Annotated in this window: 13 protein-coding genes; 8 read left to right on the top strand and 5 right to left on the bottom strand. The window is 74.8% G+C overall.

All coding sequences use genetic code 11. The annotated features are described in order from the left end of the window. Positions 1–711: 711 nt before the first annotated feature. Together PV350_RS34570 and PV350_RS34565 are read right to left on the bottom strand one after the other, a co-directional pair. Entirely contained in the window at positions 712–1,434 is a 723-nt protein-coding gene (locus tag PV350_RS34570; RefSeq protein WP_500337524.1) for a response regulator, read from the bottom strand. Further along, entirely contained in the window at positions 1,431–2,333 is a 903-nt protein-coding gene (locus PV350_RS34565) for a sensor histidine kinase (RefSeq protein ID WP_500337523.1), read from the bottom strand. The genes PV350_RS34570 and PV350_RS34565 overlap by 4 nt, the downstream gene beginning before the upstream one ends. Positions 2,334–2,472: 139 nt before the next feature. Between PV350_RS34565 and PV350_RS34560 the strand changes: the two genes are divergently transcribed. The 3 genes from PV350_RS34560 to PV350_RS34550 all read left to right on the top strand — a co-directional run bounded on the left by PV350_RS34560 (position 2,473) and on the right by PV350_RS34550 (position 8,143). Next, positions 2,473–3,180 (top strand): ABC transporter ATP-binding protein, encoded by a 708-nt coding sequence (locus PV350_RS34560; RefSeq protein ID WP_500337522.1) that lies wholly within the window; start codon positions 2,473–2,475, stop codon positions 3,178–3,180. Continuing rightward, positions 3,177–5,489: an ABC transporter permease gene (locus PV350_RS34555; protein ID WP_500337521.1), complete on the top strand. Its 2,313-nt coding sequence runs from the start codon at positions 3,177–3,179 to the stop codon at positions 5,487–5,489. Before PV350_RS34560 ends, PV350_RS34555 begins: the two co-directional genes overlap by 4 nt. 287 nt (positions 5,490–5,776) lie before the next feature. Continuing rightward, positions 5,777–8,143, top strand: coding sequence for an ATP-binding protein (locus PV350_RS34550; protein WP_500337520.1), 2,367 nt, complete (start codon positions 5,777–5,779; stop codon positions 8,141–8,143). Positions 8,144–8,160: 17 nt separating this feature from the next. Here PV350_RS34550 and PV350_RS34545 read toward each other — a convergent pair whose 3' ends face one another. Then, complete coding sequence (locus PV350_RS34545) at positions 8,161–8,538, bottom strand: RNA-binding S4 domain-containing protein (protein ID WP_500337519.1); 378 nt, start codon at positions 8,536–8,538, stop codon at positions 8,161–8,163. 167 nt (positions 8,539–8,705) lie between these two features. On the opposite strand from PV350_RS34545, the gene PV350_RS34540 reads away from it, so the two are divergent. Together PV350_RS34540 and PV350_RS34535 are read left to right on the top strand one after the other, a co-directional pair. Beyond that, entirely contained in the window at positions 8,706–10,025 is a 1,320-nt protein-coding gene (locus PV350_RS34540) for a M28 family metallopeptidase (protein WP_499515582.1), read from the top strand. A gap of 203 nt (positions 10,026–10,228) precedes the next feature. Continuing rightward, complete coding sequence (locus PV350_RS34535; RefSeq protein WP_499515581.1) at positions 10,229–10,615, top strand: hypothetical protein; 387 nt, start codon at positions 10,229–10,231, stop codon at positions 10,613–10,615. Positions 10,616–10,702: 87 nt separating this feature from the next. Here PV350_RS34535 and yczR read toward each other — a convergent pair whose 3' ends face one another. Next, entirely contained in the window at positions 10,703–12,193 is a 1,491-nt protein-coding gene (yczR, locus tag PV350_RS34530; protein WP_499515580.1) for a MocR-like transcription factor YczR, read from the bottom strand. 98 nt (positions 12,194–12,291) lie between these two features. Here yczR and yczE point away from each other — a divergent pair, with 98 nt between their 5' ends. Together yczE and PV350_RS34520 are read left to right on the top strand one after the other, a co-directional pair. Then, complete coding sequence (gene yczE, locus PV350_RS34525) at positions 12,292–12,972, top strand: membrane protein YczE (protein ID WP_500337518.1); 681 nt, start codon at positions 12,292–12,294, stop codon at positions 12,970–12,972. Beyond that, entirely contained in the window at positions 12,969–13,757 is a 789-nt protein-coding gene (locus PV350_RS34520) for a glycerophosphodiester phosphodiesterase family protein (RefSeq protein WP_499515578.1), read from the top strand. The genes yczE and PV350_RS34520 overlap by 4 nt, the downstream gene beginning before the upstream one ends. Positions 13,758–13,787: 30 nt before the next feature. On the opposite strand, the gene PV350_RS34515 is transcribed toward PV350_RS34520, so the two are convergent. Beyond that, on the bottom strand, positions 13,788–14,429 hold the full coding sequence (locus tag PV350_RS34515; RefSeq protein ID WP_499517012.1) for a class F sortase: 642 nt from the start codon (positions 14,427–14,429) through the stop codon (positions 13,788–13,790). 1,487 nt (positions 14,430–15,916) lie between these two features. On the opposite strand from PV350_RS34515, the gene PV350_RS34510 reads away from it, so the two are divergent. Beyond that, positions 15,917–16,920, top strand: a 1,004-nt coding sequence (locus PV350_RS34510; protein ID WP_500337517.1) for a hypothetical protein, incomplete at its 3' end; no start/stop codon positions are given.

Here is a 16,920-nt window from a genome sequence, read left to right as displayed (position 1 = left end):
GCGACGCAGCACCGTCACCGGTCCCGGCCACCCCTCGGCGTCGCTCCGGGAGACCCCGGTCGCCGCGACACCTCGCCGCGGCCGGACGCCCGGGCACGGTCCTGAAGCGCCGACCCACGCAAGGACTTCGGGACGGCACCCGTGCCTCGCGCACCGGGCTCCTCAACGGCCCCCCAAAGGCCGCGGTTCACCGCTCCGGCGACGCAGCACCGTCACCGGCCCCGGGCACCCCTCGGCGTCGCTCCGCGCGCCATCGCCACGGCGCGCATCCCGCCCGGCGACCCCGGCCCGCAGTCTGGCGGTTCAGCACTCCGGGGGACCCTCGGCGCCGAGGGTCCCGCGCCCGCGGCAGCCCTGGCGGCGTCGCCATCGACTGCGGCCCACCGTCCGGCGGTTCCCCGCGCCGAGGCCGTCCTGCCGCCCCATGGGGCGGCACCATTGCCGGGGAACGGTCGCACACACCAAGCGGGGCAAGAAGGTGGTCGACGTGCGACGTCACTGCCACCGCCGCGGCACCTCGCCGTGCGAGAACGCCTCCGCGCGGCAGACTGCGGCTGACCCATCGCCTGAGCGCGGTCCCGGAGCGGCAACCCGGCGAGGGTCCACGTGACTTGCGACCACGCCGTCGCAGCACCGGCCGGCGGGAGGGCGGGGAGCGAGCGACCCGCACACGGGCTACGTTGGGGCGCCCGTGCCTCGCGGGCGGCGGGGTCACCGCTGCGGGGAACCTCCGGCACCCGGGCCGCGCGGCCGCACCAGGCCCGTCTCGTAGGCCAGCACCACCGCCTGGGCCCGGTCCCGCAGCGCGAGCTTCGCGAAGATGCGGGCGACGTGCGACTTCACCGTCGCCTCGCTCAGCGTCAGTTCCGCGGCCAGTTCGAGGTTGGACAGGCCACGGCCCAGCAGCGTGAGGACCTCCAGCTCACGGGGGGTCAGGACGGCGAGGTCGGTGTGGACCGAAGGCCCGTCCTGCGCGGCCGCGGCCCCGGAGGCGAAGCGTTCCACCAGCCTCCGTGTGATCGACGGCGCCAGCAGGGCGTCCCCCGTGTCGACCAGCCGTACGGCCGCCGCCAGGTGCTCCGGCGTGACGTCCTTGACCAGGAAGCCGCTCGCCCCCAACGACAGCGCCGTGTAGACGTAGCGGTCCAGGTCGAAGGTGGTCAGGATGAGCACCCGGCACTGCGGGGTCCGCTCCAGGATGCGGCGGGTGGCCTCCAGGCCGTCCATGGCCGGCATGCGGATGTCCATCAGCACGACGTCCGGCCGCAGCCGGTGTGCCTCGGCGACCGCCTCCGCGCCGTCCGCGGCCTCGCCGACCACCGTAATGCCGCGCGCGGTGAGGATGAGCCGGAAGCCCGTCCTGATGAGGGTCTGGTCGTCGGCGATGAGCACGCGGGGGGCCGCGGGGGCCGCCCCGTCCGCGGCCGCCGTCACGGCCGGTCCAGCGGGATGCGTGCCCTGACCCGGTAACCGCCGCCGAGGCGGCGCCGGGCGTCCAGGTCTCCGCCGTACACCGCGACCCGTTCGCGCAGGCCCAGCAGACCGCGTCCGGTGCCCTCACGGCGGCGCGCCACGTTGCGGGCCGTCACGGACTGCGCGGACTGCGCGCTCCCGGCTCCGTTCAGCACGCTGGGGCCGGTGTTGAGCACCTCGACGCGCAGCGCGCGCTCCGCGTACCGCACCGTCACCTCCGCCTTCCCGCCGTCGCCGTGCCGCAGCGCGTTGGTCAGCGCCTCCTGGACGATGCGGTACGCCGTCACGTCGATGCCCTGCGGCAGGGGGCGCGGTTCGCCGGAGACGCGCACCTCGACGGGCAGCCCGGCGAAGGAGACCCGGTCGACGAGCGCCCCCAGCCGGTCCAGGCCGGGCTGCGGGGCCAGCGCCTCGACGCCCTCGTCGCCGGGCCCACCCGGAGCAGGCTCCCCACCCCCGGCGTCCTCGCCGTCCACTCCGTCCGCGGACGGCGCCAGCAGTCCCAGCAGGTGCCGGAGGTCGGTCATGGCGCCGCGCCCCGCGTCCTCGACCGCCCGGAGCGCCGCCGCGGCCTCGTCCGGCATGGTGCCCAGCACCTCACGCGCCGCCCCGGCCTGGACCACCATGAGGCTGACGTTGTGACTGACGATGTCGTGCAACTCCCGTGCGATCCGGTCCCGTTCGGCCGCCACCGCGGCGCGCGCCGCGCTCTCCCGCTCCCGCTCCAGTAGCCAGCCGCGTTCCCCCACGGCCGCCTGCCAGCGGCGCCGCGTGCGCACCAGGGCCACCGCCAGGCACACGGCGGCGAAGCACGCCACCCCCAGCGCCACGACCAGCACGTCCGGTTCCCCTCTCGCCACCGGATCACCTTCGCAGACGACCACCCCGGACGCATCAGCCCCTGGATGCAGGGTTCCTGCATCCCCAGGATGAGATCCCCGGCAATGTGCCATCCGGGGAGGGATGTCCGGGCCGCGCCGCGCCCCTAGCGTCCTGTGCATGGTCACTGAGGACAGCAGCGGGAAGACCGTCGTACGGCTCGACGGCGTACGCAAGGAATACGGCGAGACGACGGCCCTGAACGGCGTCACGCTGGAGATCCGCGCCGGGGAGGCGGTGGCGGTGATGGGCCCCTCGGGGTGCGGCAAGTCCACCCTGCTCAACATGATCGCCGGCCTGGACCGGCCCACGTCCGGCACGGTGCTGGTGCACGGCGAGGACGTGGGGAGGTTGAGCGAGCGGGGCCTCGCCCTGTACCGGCGGCGCCGCATCGGCATGATCTTCCAGTTCTTCAACCTCGTCGACGACCTGTCCGCGCTGGACAACGTCGCGCTCGCCGCCCAGTTGACCGGCACCCCCGCCCGGCCGGCCCGCCGCCGCGCCCTGGAACTCTTCGAGGAACTCGGCATCGCGGACCGCGCGAACGCCTATCCGGCCGTGCTGAGCGGCGGCGAACGGCAACGCGTCGCCGTGGCACGCGCCTTGATGAACCGGCCCGCCCTCCTGCTCGCCGACGAGCCGACCGGCGCCCTGGACAGCCGCGCGGGCGAGCAGGTGATGGACCTGCTCCTCGACCTCAACCAGATCGGGCAGACGCTCGTCATGGTCACGCACGACGAGCACCTCGCGCGCCGCTGCGCCAGCCGCCTGGTCACCCTCGCCGACGGCCGGGTGACCGGGCAGCACACCCTGGAGCCGTCCGCATGAGGGCGGTGTGGCGGGCCGCACGGGCGGCCGTACGGCGGCGCAGGCTCCAGACCCTCGTCATCGCGCTGGTCACCCTGACCTCGACGGGGGCGATCGTCGTCGCGCTCGGACTGGTCGACGCGGCCTCCGCGCCCTTCGACAAGGCCTTCGGCAAGCAGCACGGACCCCATGTCGTCGCCGTGTTCGACCGGTCCAGGACCTCGGACGCCCAACTGGCGCAGGCGGCGCGGGAACCCGGCGTCGAGGCCGTCGGCGGACCGTTCCCGCAGGCCACGGTCGAGCTGCCGCGGGACACCGCCAAGTACGGGGTCTTCGGCGAGGTCACCGTCGTCGGCCGGGCGGAGCCGGGCGGGGCGGTGGACCGGCTGGACCTCTGGGCGGGCCGCTGGGCGACGGCGCCCGGCGAGGTGGTCCTCAACCGGCAGCCGGACTGGACCGACGACGACCTGGGCAAACGCATCCCGGTCCCCTCCGGTCCCACGCTCACCATCGTGGGCTTCGCCTTCGACCTGAGCCGCACCGCGGACGCCTGGGTGGCGCCCGCCCAGATCGACGCGCTGCACCCGGCCACCACGCAGCTGCTCCTCCGCTTCTCCGACGCCTCGTCGGACGCCCGGCTCCGCGAACAGCTCGGGACGGTGACCGCACGGCTCCCGCAGGGCGCGCTCGCCGGTTCCGAGTCGTACCTCACGCTCAAGCACCGGATCGGCGGGGCGGCGCGGGCGTACGCGCCCTACCTGATGGCCTTCGGCATCCTCGGCATCGTCGTGTCCGTGCTGATCGTGGCCAACGTGGTGAGCGGCGCGGTCATCTCCGGCTTCCGGCACATCGGCATTCTCAAGGCCCTGGGGTTCACACCGGGACAGGTGCTCGCCGTGTACCTGGTGATGGTGACCGCGCCCGCGGTCCTGGGCTGCGCCGCCGGCGTGGTCGCCGGGAACCTGCTGGCGGGGCCCTTCTTCGAGTTCACGTTCACCGGGCCCGACGCGGGCGTGTTCCACGACAGCGTCGGCATCGCGCCCTGGGTGAACGTGCTCGCCCTGCTCGGCATGCCGGCCGTCTGCGTCCTCGCCGCGCTGGCCCCCTCGCTGCGCGCGCACCGGCTCTCCGCGGCGCGGGCGATCAGCGCGGGTACCGCCCCGCGGACGGGGCGCGCCCTGGGCGTCCAGCGATGCCTGGCCGGCAGCCGGCTGCCGCGTTCGGTGAGCCTCGGCATGGGGCTGCCGTTCGCCCGGCCCGGCCGCAGCGCCCTCACGGTGGCCGCGGTGGTCCTGGGCGTGACCACGGTGACGTTCGCGTCCGGCCTGGCCACGACGATGACCCGGTTCGGCAACGCGGGCCGGGACGCGTACCAGGTCACCGTGTACGCGAGCAACGTGCGGCACGGCGAGGTCGTCGACCCGGAACACACGGACCCCGAACTCGACTCCCTGCTCCGCTCGTTGCCCGGAGTCGCCGGGATCACCGCCCGGGGGGACGTGGACGTGACGGTCGCCGGTTCCACGCGCAAGGCCATGCTCGAGGGCCGCCGCGGCGACGGGCCCGAACTGGGCGGCGTGCTCACCGAGGGCCGCTGGATGCGGCGGGCCGGAGAAGTCGTCGCGGGAACGGCCTGGCTCCGGCAGTCCGGACTGCGCGTCGGCGACGCCGTGCGGCTGCGGAAGGGCGACCGGAGCGAGGAGGTGACCGTCGTCGGCGCGTTCATGGAGAGCGACGGCCAACTGCTTGTCGCCGACTGGCCGACGTTCACGGCGCTCGCTCCCGGGGAAAAGCCCATCGCCTACCACGTCAAGCTCCGCGACGGCACCGACCCGGCCGCCTACGCCCGCGCGGCCGCGGCCGCCGACCCGGGCGTCAGCCCGGCCGTCACGGGCCCGAACGCCATCACCCAGACCGTCGTCGGCTCCGCCTCGGTGCTCACCGCGATGCTGGCCGTCGTCGCGTCGCTCGGCGTCTTCAACACGGTCGTCCTCAACACCCGCGACCGGCGCCGCGACCTGGGCATGCTCAAGTCCATCGGGATGACCCCGCGGCAGGTCACGGTGATGATGACGACCTCCATGGCCGCCCTCGGTGCCCTCGGCTCCGCACTCGGCGTCCCCCTGGGCATCTGGGGTTACCGGCAGGTCGTCCCGCGCATGGTGGACGCGGTCGACCTGACCCTCCCCCCGTACATGACGGACGTCTGGCACCCCCCGGCCCTGACCGCCCTCGCCGTGACGGGCATCGCCATCGCGGTCCTCGGCGCCTACCTCCCCGCCCGCCGCGCGGCCCGCCTGACCATCGCGCAGGTCCTCCACAACGAGTGACGGCGCGCCCGCGCCGTGCCCCACGCCCACCCGGCGACCGCACAAGGTGCCCCGGCGACGGCGGTTCCTGACGCCGCCCCGGGGCGAGAGCCCAGGGACCAGGCGTTGGCGGATCCGAGGCATACCCCAAGCCGAGGCCGTGGCCCGCCCGGCGATGCCGGCCACCGGTACCGTGCGGGCGCCGACGGGCACTTCCGCGAGGGGCGGGGTTCGCGGGATCCTGCGCGGGACCGGGCGACGGTGGTCTTGGGGGTGGGGCGGTGCGGCGAGGCTGGGTGCTCGCGCTTATGGCACTGGCGTCGGGCGTGGTGTCGGTGGCCCTGGCCGTCGCGGTGAACGTCGCCACGGGAGGCGTCCTGCCGCCCGCGCTCCGCCCCTTGGCCGTCTGGGCCTGGCCCGCGGTCGGCGCGGGTGCGGTCGCCGCGGCCGGGCTGGCCCTGTGGCAGCAGCATCTGCAACTCCCCGCGGCGCCGTCCACGGCGGTCGCAACGGATCCGGCCCCGCGCCTCAACCCCGCGCAACTGCCGCCCGAGGTGGCCGACTTCACCGGGAGGGAGGCCGACGAGGCGGCGCTGCGGGCCGCGATCGCGGGCGGCGCCCGGGTGGTGGCGATCGCCGGCCCGCCGGGAGTCGGCAAGTCGACATTGGCCAACCGGCTGGCGCACCTGCTGCGCGCGGCGTACCCGGACGGCCAGCTGTACGTGAACCTCGGTGCGGGGCGCGGCGATCCGATGAGCCCGGACGAGGCGCTCGCCCGGTTCCTGGCCGCCCTCGGCGACGCCGAACCGGCCCCGTACGGCGATACCGAAGCCCTGACGGCGCGCTACCGCACCCTGGCGGCGGACCGCGGGCTGCTGGTCGTCCTGGACGACGCCCAGGACGCCGCCCAGGTACGGCCGTTGCTGCCCGCGGGCCCGCGGTGTGCGGCGATCGTGACCAGCCGCCCGCTGCCGGCCGATCTGCCCGAGGCGGTCGCGTTCGAGCTCGCCCCACTCGGCACCGCCGAGGCCCTGGTACTGCTGGCCCGCGTCAGCGGATCGGACGGCGGCGCGGCCGACGCGGAGGCCGCCACGGCGGTGGTCCGGGCCTGCGGGGGGCTGCCGCTGGCGATCCGGGTGGCGGGCGCGCGCGCCGCCCGGTCCCGGCTGGCGGTGGCCGAACTCGCCCGGCGGCTGGAGGACGAACGGACCCGGCTGGACGAACTCCACTTCCGCGCCTGGGCCGTCCGCGCCACGCTCGGCACCGCCTACGAGGACCTGGCCCCGCGGGACCGCCGCCTGCTGCGGCGGCTCGGCGCCTTCCCGGGCGGGGAGTTCCCCGTGGGGGCGGCGGCCGCGCTGGCCGGGACGGGCGGGTCCGAGGCGCGTGACGGGGTCGACCGCCTGGTGGACGCCCAACTCGTGGAGGGCTCGGGCGGGGAGCGGTACCGCCTGCACGACCTGATCCGGCTCTTCGCCCGCGAACGGCTCGCGGCGGAGGAACCACCGGGCTCCGCGGACCGCATCACCGAACGCCTCCTGGACTGGTACGCGGCCGCAGCCGGGGACCACCCGCCCCGCTGGATCGCGGACGAGGCGGCCAACCTCGCCGCGGTCGCCCGGCAGGGCGCGGCGGCCGGTGCCCACGAGCGCGTGTTCCGGCTGGCCGAGGCCGCCGAGCACGGCTGGCACCTGCAGCACTACCACGCGCAGCGGCTGCGGGTCTGGCGGGCGGCCGAGGATGCCGGACGGGCGGCCGGCGACGCGCGCATCACCGCGCGCGCCGCCTTGGTCATCGGCTCCATCCACGGTGCGGACGGCAACCTGGAGCAGGCGGCGCCCCTGCTGCGGGAGGCGGCGGAGCTGGCGGGCCGGACCGGCGACACCAAGTGGGAGGCGGACGCGCACCGCCACCTCGGGGACGTACTGCGGCAGACGGGCGGAACCGCCGGGGCCCTGCACCACCTGCGCCGTGCGCGGGATCTGTACCGCGGGCTCGGCATGCCCCCCGAGGAGTCCGACGCACTCGGGAAACTGGCCACGGTGCACCTGGTGCGGTGGGAGTTCGACGCGGCCGCGCGGGAAGCGGAGCGGGCGCTGTCGCTGCTGGCGGACGGCGTGGGCTCCTCACCCGCGTACGCCCAGCTGCGCGGGCTGGCCGCGGCCGCGTACCTGCGGCAGGGCCGGGTCGCCGAGGCCCGGGCCGCGGCGGAGGAGGCTGTGGCGGTCCACCGTCGCGCCGGCAACCGGCTGGGCGAAGCGTACGGTCTGGGCGGCCTGGGCCTGGTGGCCCGCGAGGAGGGGGACACGGCGACCGCGCTGGCCTGCCACCGTACGGCCTTGCGCCTGTTCGAGGAGCTGGGCAACGCGCCGGGGACCGCCTACGCCCGCGGGGACCTCGGCGGCCTGCTCGTCCTGCTGGGCGATCCCGCCGCGGCGGTCCGGGAGTTCGAGGCCGCCCTCACGGTGCTGAGCGGTCTGCGCCATCCCGTGGCGGAGGGGCTGTGCCGGCTGCACCTGGCCGAGGCGCTGGCCCTCGCGGGTGACCGCGTGGCCGCCGCCCGGGAGCAGCGTTCCGGCGAGGCGCTGCTCGCCGGAACGGACGGCTGGCCGCAGCTCGACGAGGCACGCGCGCGCCTCACCGCCCTCGGCCTCCCGGCCACCGCCACGGGCTGACCACCCACCGCCCCGTCTCAGCGCGTGCCGCGCAGCCGCTCCATGTCCCGCCGGTCCCGCTTGGTCGGCCGGCCCGTGCCACGGTCACGGAGGACGGGGGCCGGCACCTGTTCTGGGGTGGGCGGCGGAGGGCTGTTGTCGACGAAGCACTCCGCGGCGACGGCCGCGCCGACCCGCTTCCGCACCAGGCGTGTGACGACGACGATCCGCTCGTGCCCCGCACCGCGCAGCCGCACCTCGTCACCGGGGCGGATCGCGTGCGCGGGCTTGACGCGCTCGCCGTTGACCCGCACGTGCCCGGCACGGCACGCGGTGGCGGCCATGGAGCGCGTCTTGGTGAGCCGTACGGACCAGATCCAGGCGTCGACCCGCACGGGGCCTTCGTCGTCAGCCATGTCACGACCCTAGCGCGCCCGGTTCCCGGAACGCGGCGTCCGGTATGCGCTCTTGACGGAAGGCCCCGCGACCCACAGGATGCGCCCAGGCATGCACACGTCAAGTATGCCTCCGTACCGCCCGCACAGTCCCGCGCAACTCCATCCCCCACACACCGGAGTGACCTGTGCCCGCATTCAAGATCGTCGCGGCCGGGGCCGCCACCGCGCTCGCCGCGGCCCTGCTCACCGCCTCCGCGACACCCGCGTCGGCGACACCCGCCTCCGCACGGCCCGCCGCCCTCGCGGCAGCCCCCGACATCCCGGTGGCGAACGTCAAGGCGCACCTGAGCCAGCTGCAGTCGATCGCCACCGCCAACGGCGGCAACCGTGCCCACGGCAGAGCCGGGTACCGGGCCTCGATCGACTACGTGAAGGCCAAGCTGGACGCCGCCGGCTACACCACCACGCTCCAGCAGTTCACCTCCAGCGGCGCCACCGGCTGGAACCTGGTCGCCGACTGGCCCGGCGGCGACACCAACCACGTGATCATGGCGGGGGCGCACCTCGACTCGGTCACCGCGGGGCCCGGCATCAACGACAACGGCTCGGGTTCCGCCGCGGTCCTGGAGACCGCCCTGGCCGTCGCACGCGAGAACCTGCAGCCCACGAAGCACCTGCGGTTCGGCTGGTGGGGCGCCGAGGAGCTGGGCATGATCGGCTCCAAGGCGTACGTCAACGGCCTGGCCACCACCGACCGGGCCAAGATCGACGGCTACCTGAACTTCGACATGATCGGCTCGCCCAACCCCGGCTACTTCGTCTACGACGACAACGCCGCACTGGAGAAGGTCTTCAAGGACTTCTTCACCGCCAAGGGGATCGCGACCGAGATCGAGACCGAGGGCGACGGCCGCTCCGACCACGCGCCCTTCAAGAACGCGGGCATCCCGGTCGGCGGGCTGTTCTCCGGCGCCGACTACACCAAGACCTCGGCACAGGCGCAGAAGTGGGGCGGCACGGCCGGGCAGGCCTTCGACCGCTGCTACCACTCCTCCTGCGACACGGCGTCGAACATCAACGACACCGCGCTGGACAACAACAGCGACGCGATCGCCAACGCGATCTGGACCCTGGGCACCGCCACCGTTCCCCCGCCCGGCACGGTCTTCGAGAACACCGCGGACGTCAGCGTCCCCGACAACGGCGCGGCCGTGACGTCCTCGATCACCGTCAGCGGCGTCAGCGGCAACGCCCCGGCGGCCCTCGCGGTCGGCGTGGACATCCGGCACACCTGGCGCGGCGATCTCGTCGTGGACCTGGTCGCCCCGGACGGGAGCAGCTACCGGCTGAAGAACTCCAGCAGCAGCGACTCCGCGGACAACGTCATCGCCACGTACACGGTCAACGCGTCGAGCGAGGTCGCAGGCGGCACGTGGAAGCTGCGCGTGCAGGACGTGGCCTCCCAGGACACCGGCTACATCAACAGCTGGAAGCTGACGTTCTAGCCGCCCGCGCCCGTGGTGGCCCCCGCCCTCGCGCGGGGGCCGACCACGGCGGCCGCGACGGAACGTGACCCAGCCCTCGCTCTACGCGCAGGGCGCGCAGGGCGCCCGCTGCGGGTACCCGGTCGCCGTCCTACGCTGAAGGGGGGCGCGGCTTGCGGTGCCGGACGCACCGTGCCGGGCCTCCTGCGATAGGAGAACCGCTGATGAGCAGTCATCACACCAATTCCCACGTCGACGTCCTCCTCACCGGCTGCGAGCGCCAGGACGCCGGAGCCGTGCTCGGCGCGTTGGAGGCCGCCTTCCCGACACGTCCCGGCGAGTCGCTCACCGAGGCCGTGGAGCCCCGCCCCGGGTCCTCCCACCCGACCGTGTGGGCCGCCTCCGTCGACACCCGCAGCCACGGCCACGAACTCGGCCCCGTCCACCTCGACGGCTCCCTGACCGCGGACCTCTCCGGCGGGCCCCGTCACGTACGCGAGGTCAAGAAGGTGCTCGGCGACTCCTTCCGCCTCGAGGAGCAGGGATCGGTCTCCGGCGACCAGGAGGTCGAGCTCCGTCTCCGCCTCACGGAGCTCCCCGACGGCCGCTGAGCCGGACGGCGTCCCCGACCGGGACGGCTCGCCAGGCGAGCCGTCCCGGCTCCTGTCCGGGGGTCCATCAGGCCACGGCAGGCCACCTCAGGCCACGAAGAGCCCAGCGCCCTCGCCCTCGGAGCCGCCTCCGTCGCGGACGGTCTGCGCGGCTGCCGCCAGGCGCTCGACGGCGTCGCGCGCGACGGGCCCCCCGACGGTGAAGGGCAGCCGGACGTAGCCCTCGAAGGCGCCGTCGACGCCGAAGCGCGGACCCGAGGGGACGCGGACGCCGAGGCGCTCGCCCGCGACGGCGAGGCGTGAGCCGGAGACGTCGCCGGTCCGCACCCACATGGTCATGCCGCCGGACGGGACGGCGAACTCCCAGTCCGGCAGCCGCTCGCGCAGCGCCGCCACGAGGTCGTCGCGGTGGGCACGGGCCCGTTCACGACGGGCCGCGACCGCGTCGTCCCACGCCCCGGTGCGCAGCAGCCAGGCCACGGCGAGCTGGTCGACGACGGGTGAGCCGAGGTCGAGGTAGGCGCGGGCGCTGACGAGGCGGCGTACGACGTCGGGCGCGGCGCGGACCCAGCCGATGCGCAGCCCGGCCCAGATGGCCTTGCTCGCGGAGCCGACGGTGATGACACTGCCGCCGCGGTCGAAGGCGGCCATCGGGCGCGGCGCGGGTGCCGCGGCGTCGAGCGGCAGCTCGGCCATGGTCTCGTCGGCGACGAGGACGGTCCCGGCGGCGCGGGCGGCCTCGACGAGGGCGCGGCGCTGGTCGTCGGGGACGAGGGTGCCGGTGGGGTTGTGGAAGTCGGGCATGACGTAGGCCATGCGGGGAGCCGCGTCGCGCAGGACGCGCTTCCAGGCGTCGAGGTCCCAGCCGCCGAGCCCTTCGCGCATGGCGACCGGGACGAGCCGGGCACCGTTCTCCCGCAGCAGTTCCAGGACGTTGGCGTAGCTCGGCGACTCGACGGCGACACGCTCGCCGGGGGCGCCCAGGCGGCGCACGGCGGCCGCGATGGCGCCCATGGCGCCGGTGGTCACCATGATCTGCTCGGGGAGGGTGGGGATGCCGCGCGCGGTGTAGCGGGCCGCGATGGCCTCGCGCAGCACGGGCAGCCCGGCGGGGAAGTCGCCGTGGGTGGCCGAGTAGGACGGCAGGTCGGCCAGGGCGCCCTCGACCGCACGCGTCAGCCACGGCTCGGGTGCCGGCAGCGCCGCGCAGCCGAGGTCGATGACGGTGCCCGCGGCGTCCGGGGGCAGCGGCTCCAGACCGCGGGTCGGCAGGGCGTGGCCCTCCGGGACGGCGGTCCACGTGCCGGCGCCGCGCCGTGACCGGGCGAAGCCCTCGGCGCGCAGCGCCTCGTACGCGGCGGCGACGGTGGTACGGCTGACGGCCAGGGCGAGTGCCAGCTCGCGTTCCGCGGGGAGCCGTGCGGCCACGGGCACGCGTCCCTCCAGGACCAGGACCCGGATGCCGTCGGCGAGCCCCCGGTAGGCGGGGACACGGCGGCCGGTGGCGCGCTGCGCCGGACGGGGCTCGAGCAGACGCGCGAGATGAGTGACCCCTACCGTTGCGGTCCACTGCGACATGGTTTCCGGTCCACCTTCCGCATATTGGCCATGGATTTCTCCCAGGACCATGCCACATAGTGTCGCGCATCCACTCGTCATGGCCATAGGGGGGTCCCGTGGAGGGCCAATCCAGAACCGCACGCCGCCTATTGCACCTGTACGCAGGACTGGCCCTCTACGGCGCGAGCGCGGCCCTGCAGGTGCGCGCTGCGCTGGGTCTCGACCCGTGGGACGTCCTCCACCAGGGCATCTCGCGGCACACCGGGGTCAGCATCGGCCTGGTCTCGGTGGCGGTGGGCGCGCTCGTCCTGCTGCTGTGGTGGCCGTTGCGGCAGCGGCCGGGCCTCGGCACCGTCTCCAACGTCTTCGTCGTCGGCCTGTCGATGGACGCGACCCTCGCCCTGCTGCCCCAGCCGCACGGTCTGGGCGTGCGGATCCCGCTGCTGGTGGCGGGCGTGGTGCTCAACGGCGTGGCGACCGGCCTCTACATCACCGCCCGGTACGGCCCCGGCCCCCGCGACGGCCTGATGACGGGCCTGCACCGCCGCACGGGCCGCTCGATCCGCCTGGTGCGCACCGCGATCGAGGTGACCGTGCTGGCGGTCGGCTTCGTGCTCGGCGGCAGCGTCGGGATCGGCACGGTCGTGTACGCGGTGTCGATCGGGCCGCTGGCCCAGTTCTTCCTGCGGCTGTTCGAGCTGCCGCGGTCGCGGCCGGAGGACGAATCGGTGGTCGTCGCCCGTGGGGGGCGGCCGGTGGCGGACACCCCGGAGGGGCGCGCCATACTGCCGGAGTGAGCGCCATACGCCATCCGTACCTGGACAGCCCGGCCCCGATCGCCTTCGCCCACCGCGGAGGCACGGCGGACGGCCTGGAGAACACCGCCTGGGCCTTCCGGCGGGCCGTCGACCTCGGCTACCGCTACCTGGAGACCGACGTCCACCTGACCTCGGACGGCGTCCTGGTCGCCTTCCACGACGCGTCCCTGGACCGGGTCACCGACACCGGCGGGCGGATCGCGGACCTGCCCTGGAGCCAGGTGGGCCGGGCACGCGTGGCGGGCCGCGAGCCGGTGCCGCTGTTCGAGGAACTGCTGGAGGAGTTCCCGGAGGCCCGCTGGAACGTGGACACCAAGTCGGACGCCGCGGTCGAGCCCCTGGTGGAGGCGGTGCGCCGCGCGGACGCCTGGGACCGGGTGTGCGTGGGCTCGTTCTCCGAGGCCCGGCTGGTCCGGGCCCGCGCGCTGGGCGGCCCGCGGCTGGCGAGTTCGCTGGGCACCCGGGGCGTGGCGGAGCTACGGCTGCTCTCGCGCGGCGGCCGTGCCGCCGAACGGCTGCTCCTCGCCGCGGCGCGGCGGCGCGGCGCGGTGTGCGTGCAGGTGCCCGAGCAGGCGTACGGCATCCGGGTCGTCGACCCCGCGTTCCTCGCGGCGGCGCACGGACTGGACCTGCAGGTGCACGTGTGGACGATCAACGACGAAGCCAGGATGCGCACCCTGCTGGACCTGGGCGTGGACGGGATCATGACGGACCGGCTGGAGGCCCTGCGCGCGGTGTACACCGAACGCGGGGCCTGGACCTGACGACCGGTCCCCGCCGCCCGCCCGCACCCGTCACACCTTGGCCTGCTTCGTCTTGGACATGCGGGCGAAGACCACGACGTTGCCCGAGTACCCCGAGTCCTTGCTGTAGGTGCCGCCGCAGGTGATCACGCGCAGCTCGGGGTCCTTGGTGTCCCCGTAGACGCGCTTGGCGGGGAACTCGGCCTTGGTGAACACCTCGATGCCGTAGATGGTGAAGATCGCGGTGGTGCCGTCGTCCCGCACGACGTCGATGGTCGAACCCTTCTTCAGCGCCCCCAGGCTGTAGAAGACCGCGGGCCCGCTCTCGTTGTCGACGTGCCCCACGATGACGGAGGAGCCCCGGGCCCCCGGGCTGACCGAGTCCTTGAACCAGGCGGCCTCGCCCGCCTTCTCCAGCGGCGGGGCCGCGATCACGCCGCGGCTGTCCAGCCCCACGTTCATGATCGGCGCGTCGATGCTCACGGAGCGGATGCGGATGCGTGTCGGCTGGGCGGGCGGGAGCGGCGGCGGCGCCTTGATCGCCGCCGCGTCGGACTGCGCCGCCGATGCGGCCGACGGCTGGGGCGGGCCGTCCATCCCGGCGAAGCCCTCGAAGGTCAGCACCACGCCCGCGACGAGGACCGAGCACACGAGCACCCCGACCGCGCCGCGGCCGCGCCGCGTGAGCTTCAGCTGCCCGGGGCGCCCGCTCCCGCTCCGACCGGCGGTGCCGCCGCGCGGAGGACCGGGACGGCGCACGAGCCGACGCCGGGTCCGCGCCGGGGCGGCGCCGGCGGCCGGGCGGGCGTCCTTGGCCGCGGGCCGGGCCGGAGGCTTCCCCGCGACCGGCGCCGGCGGCTTCGCGGGCTCCGGAGCCGGGTTCTTCGCGGGGCCCTTCGCCGGAGGCTGTGCCTTCGCGGTGGACGTGTCCTTCGCCTTCCGCTTCTTCGCGGGCGGCTGTCCCGCCTGCGCGGCGGGCGGGGTGGGCCGGGCCCGGGCCGGGGGCTGCGGCGCGCGGCCCGGCCGGCCGGGCGCCTGTGTCCCGTCCGCCGTGTGCCCGGGCACGAACGGCTGGCCGAACCAGGGGTCGGGCTGCCCGTACCAGGCGTCGGGCTGTCCGTACCAGGGCACGGGGGTGGTGTGATCCCCGGAGTTTCGCAGCATCGCAGTCCTTCAGCTCCGACCGGTCGGTCATGAGTGACAGTCCGTCATAAATGATGTTAAACCGAAGTATGCGTCAAACGCGGATGGATCAGCGCCAACCGGGCAATGTGCTCCCCACCCGATCGGGTGGCGGCGCTGCGGCAGCGGGGGCAATCCGGTGCCGCGCCGCCAGGACGAGCGCCGATGATGCCGACCGTGTCCTGATGGGCCCTCACCATCCGCACGCGCCGGGGCTCTACGGCTCGCGCTCGCTGGCCGTCGCCACGGGCGTCGTGTACCACGCGCGCGCCACTTGGGTGGCGGGCGGTTTCCTGGTCGCGGACCGCTCTCCGCGGCCCGGCCGCTGCCGTGGCCGGTGCTCGCGGCTCGTGCGGGGTCTGCCGGTGGTGCTGGCCCGTGCTCGCCCGCCCTGGCCAACGCCGCTCCGGGAGCTTCGGGTTCACCGGCGCCCGGCTCACCCGCCCCGTACCGATCGCCGGCCCGGGCCGGACCGTCGCCCTCGCCGGGAAACGGGCGTCGAGGTCGCGGGAGACCCGGGGGCCCGAGGCCCTCGTGGCGCGGTGCATGAACACCCCCGGTGAGCCGTTCTGGTGAATCTGCGTGAGATCGCCAGTCGGCAAGCCCCGTTGTCCCGGTGCCATCGCGCCCGTCCGCGCCCCGTAGGGGCGGTGTCGCAAGGCGATGCCGTGGGCTTCCCGGCAGCGGCGTGCTGACGGCATGTCGCCTGACAGGTCATCGGCTGACTGACCATCGCCTGATGCACCGGCGGACCCGCTGCCGGTCACCCGTTTGACCAGCTCTTCACATTTTTCTGACGCCGCTGCGGGTAAGGCTCCCCACCTGCGACAACGCTGTTCCGGCCAGAATTCTGATGCCCCGTCCGGGGGAAGGCCTGTGCCGTTTCCGAGGTGCGTGAAGATCTCCGCCCTCGTGCCATGGATCTCAAGGACGCGGTCGCAGTACGTGTCGCGGTGATCTCCAATCCCGCCTGCCCCGTCCGCAAGGAGGTTCCCCCCATGCGTGGTTCACGCATTCTCGCAGCGGCGGCGATGACGGTTTCGGCCGTCGTCCTGCCGGCAAGTGTGGCGGTCGCAGACCCGATCGTCTCCGTCTCCAACAACGGCCGCGTCGCACCGGGCGAAGTGGTCACCTTCACGCTCGGCGGCTGCACCACGGCGCCGACCTACGTGACCACCATCCCGAAGGTGGAAACGGTCGGCACGGCCGCGACCAACAATCTCCGCCTCCTGGTGGACAAGACCACGCCCGCGGGTTCCTACCAGGTCCAGCTGACCTGCGACGAGGCGGACGGCACCGACGGCCAGGTCACGACGACCGTGACCGTCAGCGTCGACGGCAGCGGCAGCGGCAGCGGCCGTGGTGGCGAGGAGGGCCGTGACGGCGGGGGCCGTGACGGCGAGGGTCGCGGCGGCGAGGGTCGCGGCGGCGAGCACGGAGAGAAGGGCGGTTACGGAGGCGGCCACGGCGGCGGCCACGGCGGCGGCGGTGGCGGCTACGGGCGCGGTCACGGCTACGGCGGTGACGACCGGTGCGAGTCGTGGTGGGGCGGCGACGACGACAACGGTCGTGGCGGCGGCGGCGGTTACGGCGGCGGCAACGGCGGCGGCGGTTACGGCGGCGGTGGCGACAACGGAGGTGACAACGGCGGCGGCGGCGGTCGTGGTGGCGACAACGGCGGCGGCAACGGCGGCGGCAACGGCGGCGGCGGCAACGACGACGGCGGTCGTGGTGGCGACAACGGCGGCGACAACGGCGACGACAACAGCAACGACAACGGAAGCGACGACAACAAGAACAGCAACGGCCTGACCGCCCAGAGCTTCGGCAGCGCGTCCGACGACGGCCGCAACATGGACGACTCGTGGGGCGGCAACGGCGGCGGCAACAAGGGCTGCAAGGGCGGCCACGGCGGCGGCGGGGGCAACGGCGGCGGCGGCGGCGGCAACGGCGGCGGTGGCCCCGACACCGGCTTCGGCGGTTCGATGGGCATGAACACCCC

Source organism: Streptomyces sp. PA03-6a, from assembly GCF_033792765.1.
Taxonomy (GTDB): Bacteria; Actinomycetota; Actinomycetes; order Streptomycetales; family Streptomycetaceae; genus Actinacidiphila.
The sequence above is the reverse complement of the archived record's forward strand: the minus strand, read 5'-3'. Positions and strand labels throughout refer to the sequence as shown.

What these genes read in the sequence shown, in the direction of transcription:
- PV350_RS34560 (WP_500337522.1), top strand. Translation starts at nt 2,473, where the DNA reads ATGGTCACTGAGGACAGCAGCGGGAAGACCGTCGTACGGCTCGACGGC.
- PV350_RS34555 (WP_500337521.1), top strand. Translation starts at nt 3,177, where the DNA reads ATGAGGGCGGTGTGGCGGGCCGCACGGGCGGCCGTACGGCGGCGCAGG.
- PV350_RS34550 (WP_500337520.1), top strand. Translation starts at nt 5,777, where the DNA reads ATGGCACTGGCGTCGGGCGTGGTGTCGGTGGCCCTGGCCGTCGCGGTG.
- PV350_RS34545 (WP_500337519.1), bottom strand. Translation starts at nt 8,538, where the DNA reads ATGGCTGACGACGAAGGCCCCGTGCGGGTCGACGCCTGGATCTGGTCC.
- PV350_RS34535 (WP_499515581.1), top strand. Translation starts at nt 10,229, where the DNA reads ATGAGCAGTCATCACACCAATTCCCACGTCGACGTCCTCCTCACCGGC.
- yczR (WP_499515580.1), bottom strand. Translation starts at nt 12,193, where the DNA reads ATGTCGCAGTGGACCGCAACGGTAGGGGTCACTCATCTCGCGCGTCTG.